This is a genomic window from Glutamicibacter sp. HZAU (assembly GCF_004100365.1).
In the GTDB taxonomy this organism is placed as follows: Bacteria; Actinomycetota; Actinomycetes; order Actinomycetales; family Micrococcaceae; genus Glutamicibacter; species Glutamicibacter nicotianae.
In genome coordinates this window covers 1-3,222 of the sequence record NZ_SCKZ01000009.1, presented here as the reverse complement: position 1 = coordinate 3,222, position 3,222 = coordinate 1, and the positions used below count along the sequence as shown (strand labels likewise).

The window sequence follows — 3,222 nt, the reverse complement described above, 5'->3', positions numbered from 1 at the left end:
ACCAGCGCCTTTTGCTTTTCCGCATTTGGCCTCGTCGACCCGCGGATTGCAGGCGGCCTCTAGCTAAGCGGAGAGACTGGCGGTACCTTTGTCAGCATGGCGAACATTGGAATGATCACCCTCGATGCCCTTGATGAACGGTCAGCGTCTGCCTGGTGGAGGGCGGTCTTGGGCGGGCAATATCTGGGCCAGTACCCGGGATTCACGATGATCAGCGTCCCCGGCTTCAGCGCGCGACTGGGGTTCCAGAAAGTCGATGAGGTAACCGCAGGCAAGAATCGCGTCCATCTGGATTTGGAAGCCGGCTCGAGCCGTGAACAGGAAGTCGCCCGTTTCGTTGCCGCCGGCGCAACCCGCGTTGAGGACCACACCGACGATCCCTCTTTCGGCTGGACCATACTGCGTGATCCCTACGGCATCGTCTTTTGCGTTTCAGACCCGCACGAGGATTGACGCCATGTCGCTGTTCGCCAGAAAAACATCAGAAGCCTCAACGCACCGGGTGCACATCCATTTTGCCCAGCCAATGACCGAACGGCTGCGCAAAAACCATGAGGCGGGCCTGATCGATACGCTGCTGCCCGCATGCAATTCTTCCGGGTCCATCACCAACGCCAAGTCCACGCTGGACGCTGCCGAAGAACCGATCTCCAGCGACATTGAACTCGAAGTGACCACCTCCGATCCGAAGATGGTGTTTGCCAAGCTGCTCTCTTCGCTCACCGAGAGCGGGCTGGGGCGGGGATCCTGGTTAGTCATCGATGACCAGCGCACCGACGTAGGCGACAGCGAGTACGTTTTGCTGAGAACCAGGCTCGCAGACGAATCGGATGCGCATCTGGAGCCAACCGTCAGGGCCCTGCAGCATGCCTTGGGCGACGGCAGCATCGGTTGGCACGAGGATGTCTACTACCGTCACGATGGCCCGGTATTCGTCTATAACGGCAACTCCGCCCAGGCCATCATCCATACCTTGGAAGCAGAACTGGTCAAGCATCCGTTGCTTAGCAAGGCCGAAATCGTTCCGGTTTCCCCTCAGCAGTAAAAGGACTCGATGGAACTCTCTACCACCAAGGTGCCTTCCGGAGAAGAAGTGCTCTCGCTCTACAACTCGGTCGGCTGGAGTGCTTACACAGACCAGCCAGAGGTGCTCTTCGAAGGCCTGAAGAATTCAGCCTGCGCGATCTATGCCTACGATGACGAACACCAGCTCGTCGGTCTTGTGCGTGTGGTCTCCGATAACGCCACCATCTGCTATGTCCAGGACATCCTGGTGCGCCCGTCTGCGCATCGCTCCGGCGTAGGCCGCGCTTTGTTCTCCGCCGTTCAAGCGAAGTATGAGCATGTTCGCCAGCTGGTCCTGATCACCGATGACGAACCCGGGCAACGGGCTTTCTACGAATCCATGGGACTCACCGAGGGGTCGGACTTCCGTCCCGGCGTCATCCGGACCTTCGCCAAATTCTCTTAACAGATCGCTCCTCGTGGCCCGGCCTATATAGACTGCCCGTTCATCACTTGCGAGGAGTTATTCATGCGCGCCAGGTCGGTAATTGCCCTATCATCGTTGGCTTTGCTTGCAGCAGGGTGCAGCGCCGCTCCTGAGCAGGCAACGACCGCTGATTCGACGGTATCTGCGGTCGCTGAATCCAGTCCTGCTACCGTCGCTGATGCCGACGCCAACGCTAATTCAGGACAGGCCTGGGCAGATTCCAAGATTGAGATGTGGAAAGAAAACTCCGGTATCAAGTCCATAAAAAGGGTTTTTGTATCCCTGCAATCTAATGACTTCTTGGGAATCTCCATCCCCCGGCATCATCAATATCTTCTTGGACAACAGCATGGAATTTCGCACTCAAATGCCGCAAAGCTACGAAACCAATGAGGATGAGTTGCGCACAATGGGACTCATCATGTTCGAGAGCGTCGGCGAGGCCTCGCCAGAGCTCGAGTCCGTCACTTTCGCGACAGAGAATGGCAAGCATTCCGGAACTTACACGCGTGCACGAACCGGGGCTGATCTCAAGGATCGAAAAGCATGGGCCGAGGAAAAGTATGTGCAGTGGCTCGACTCCATGAATGATACGTACGAATCCTTCTACCACAACGAAATCACCGAGCTCGAGGTGTATCGCAATTGCTTGCCAACCGATCCGCATGGCTACGTTGAGAAGGTATAGTCTCCTGCTTTCGGTGAACTCGTCGTTACCCTTGAAGACGGTCCATGGATCGATGGTGAATACGACATTCCCGCTTCAGTGTTCGTAGGTTCAAATATGCGTATCAGAATCAACCAAAAGGCCGCTCAAGGCGAGAAGGTCGAGAAACTGACCGTCATCGCCAGAAACGGTGCTGATTCTCATACAGAGACGATCTCGATGCCCATTAATTAGTACGTCTGGTTTCCGGACAACCATCCGCCACCTATCGAGCCGATAGGCTGGAAACCATGACGCAGGAATTTTCCATCCCCTTTGACGAGATCGAGCTCAGTGCCCTCTGGAACCGCGCACAGAATGCAAAAGCTGTTGTGGTGCTCGCTCACGGTTCCGGTGCCGGCAAGGATCACGACTTCATGGCTGGCTTTGCGCTAGCCGTTGCGAATCTCGGTGCCAGCGTCCTGCGTTTCAACTTCCCCTACATGGATGCCGGAAAGAAGTTTCCCGACAAGGCTCCCGTAGCGGTTGCAGTTTGGCACCAAGTCCGCCGTTGGGTGGAAGAAAACCTTGCTGAGGGCCTGCCCATCTTCACTGCAGGAAAGTCCTTCGGCGGACGCATCGCCTCGCTTGCAGTTGCCGAGGGCATGCCATCGGCAGGCTTGATCTTCCTAGGTTACCCGTTGCATGCGCCGAAGAAGGAAGAGAAGCTGCGCGATGAGCACCTTTACCCGCTTGAAGTGCCGATGCTCTTCCTCGAAGGCACCCGTGATCCGTTTGCCAACCCCGAAAAAATGGAGAACGTGGTCAGCAAGCTGAACTCGCACAGCGAACTTTCCCGGTTCGAAGGTGGCAACCATTCCTTCAAGGTCGCCCGTTCCGGCCGCACTGTCGCCCAGGACGGCGCATGGCTAGCCGAGGCTGCTCTCGACTTCATCGCCAAGCACGCCTCTTAGCCCGGGTATTCCATGGCAACGGCAGTCATTAACTGACTTAAAAGAAGAAAAGGTGACCTGAACTGGAAAAATAGGAGTTGTTGAAGCTCTAAATCACCAGATCAAAGGAT

General features: G+C 56.2%; 6 protein-coding genes. 5 read left to right on the top strand and 1 reads right to left on the bottom strand.

Annotated features, from left to right (window positions below; translation table 11 throughout):
- Window positions 1–96: 96 nt before the first annotated feature.
- From EKH49_RS13870 to EKH49_RS13860, 3 genes are read left to right on the top strand one after another with little or no spacing between them, the layout of a single operon-like run.
- Window positions 97–453: a VOC family protein gene (locus EKH49_RS13870; RefSeq protein ID WP_038992519.1), complete on the top strand. Its 357-nt coding sequence runs from the start codon at window positions 97–99 to the stop codon at window positions 451–453.
- A 4-nt stretch (window positions 454–457) separates the two neighbouring features.
- A complete protein-coding gene (locus EKH49_RS13865; RefSeq protein ID WP_128471301.1) occupies window positions 458–1,045 on the top strand; it encodes a hypothetical protein in 588 nt (195 codons plus the stop codon).
- Between the two features lie 9 nt (window positions 1,046–1,054).
- Window positions 1,055–1,471: a GNAT family N-acetyltransferase gene (locus EKH49_RS13860; protein ID WP_128471300.1), complete on the top strand. Its 417-nt coding sequence runs from the start codon at window positions 1,055–1,057 to the stop codon at window positions 1,469–1,471.
- Window positions 1,472–1,494: 23 nt separating this feature from the next.
- Here EKH49_RS13860 and EKH49_RS16925 read toward each other — a convergent pair whose 3' ends face one another.
- Window positions 1,495–1,806, bottom strand: a complete 312-nt coding sequence (locus tag EKH49_RS16925) for a hypothetical protein (protein ID WP_236641169.1) — start codon at window positions 1,804–1,806, stop codon at window positions 1,495–1,497.
- 35 nt (window positions 1,807–1,841) lie between these two features.
- On the opposite strand from EKH49_RS16925, the gene EKH49_RS16920 reads away from it, so the two are divergent.
- Together EKH49_RS16920 and EKH49_RS13850 are read left to right on the top strand one after the other, a co-directional pair.
- Window positions 1,842–2,180: a hypothetical protein gene (locus tag EKH49_RS16920; protein WP_236641168.1), complete on the top strand. Its 339-nt coding sequence runs from the start codon at window positions 1,842–1,844 to the stop codon at window positions 2,178–2,180.
- Window positions 2,181–2,449: 269 nt separating this feature from the next.
- Entirely contained in the window at window positions 2,450–3,112 is a 663-nt protein-coding gene (locus tag EKH49_RS13850) for an alpha/beta hydrolase family protein (RefSeq protein ID WP_128471299.1), read from the top strand.
- Window positions 3,113–3,222 lie beyond the last annotated feature (110 nt).

Coding starts and splice junctions, on each gene's coding strand:
- EKH49_RS13870 (WP_038992519.1), top strand. CDS start 97: ATGGCGAACATTGGAATGATCACCCTCGATGCCCTTGATGAACGGTCA.
- EKH49_RS16925 (WP_236641169.1), bottom strand. CDS start 1,806: ATGGAGATTCCCAAGAAGTCATTAGATTGCAGGGATACAAAAACCCTT.
- EKH49_RS13865 (WP_128471301.1), top strand. CDS start 458: ATGTCGCTGTTCGCCAGAAAAACATCAGAAGCCTCAACGCACCGGGTG.
- EKH49_RS13850 (WP_128471299.1), top strand. CDS start 2,450: ATGACGCAGGAATTTTCCATCCCCTTTGACGAGATCGAGCTCAGTGCC.
- EKH49_RS16920 (WP_236641168.1), top strand. CDS start 1,842: ATGGAATTTCGCACTCAAATGCCGCAAAGCTACGAAACCAATGAGGAT.
- EKH49_RS13860 (WP_128471300.1), top strand. CDS start 1,055: ATGGAACTCTCTACCACCAAGGTGCCTTCCGGAGAAGAAGTGCTCTCG.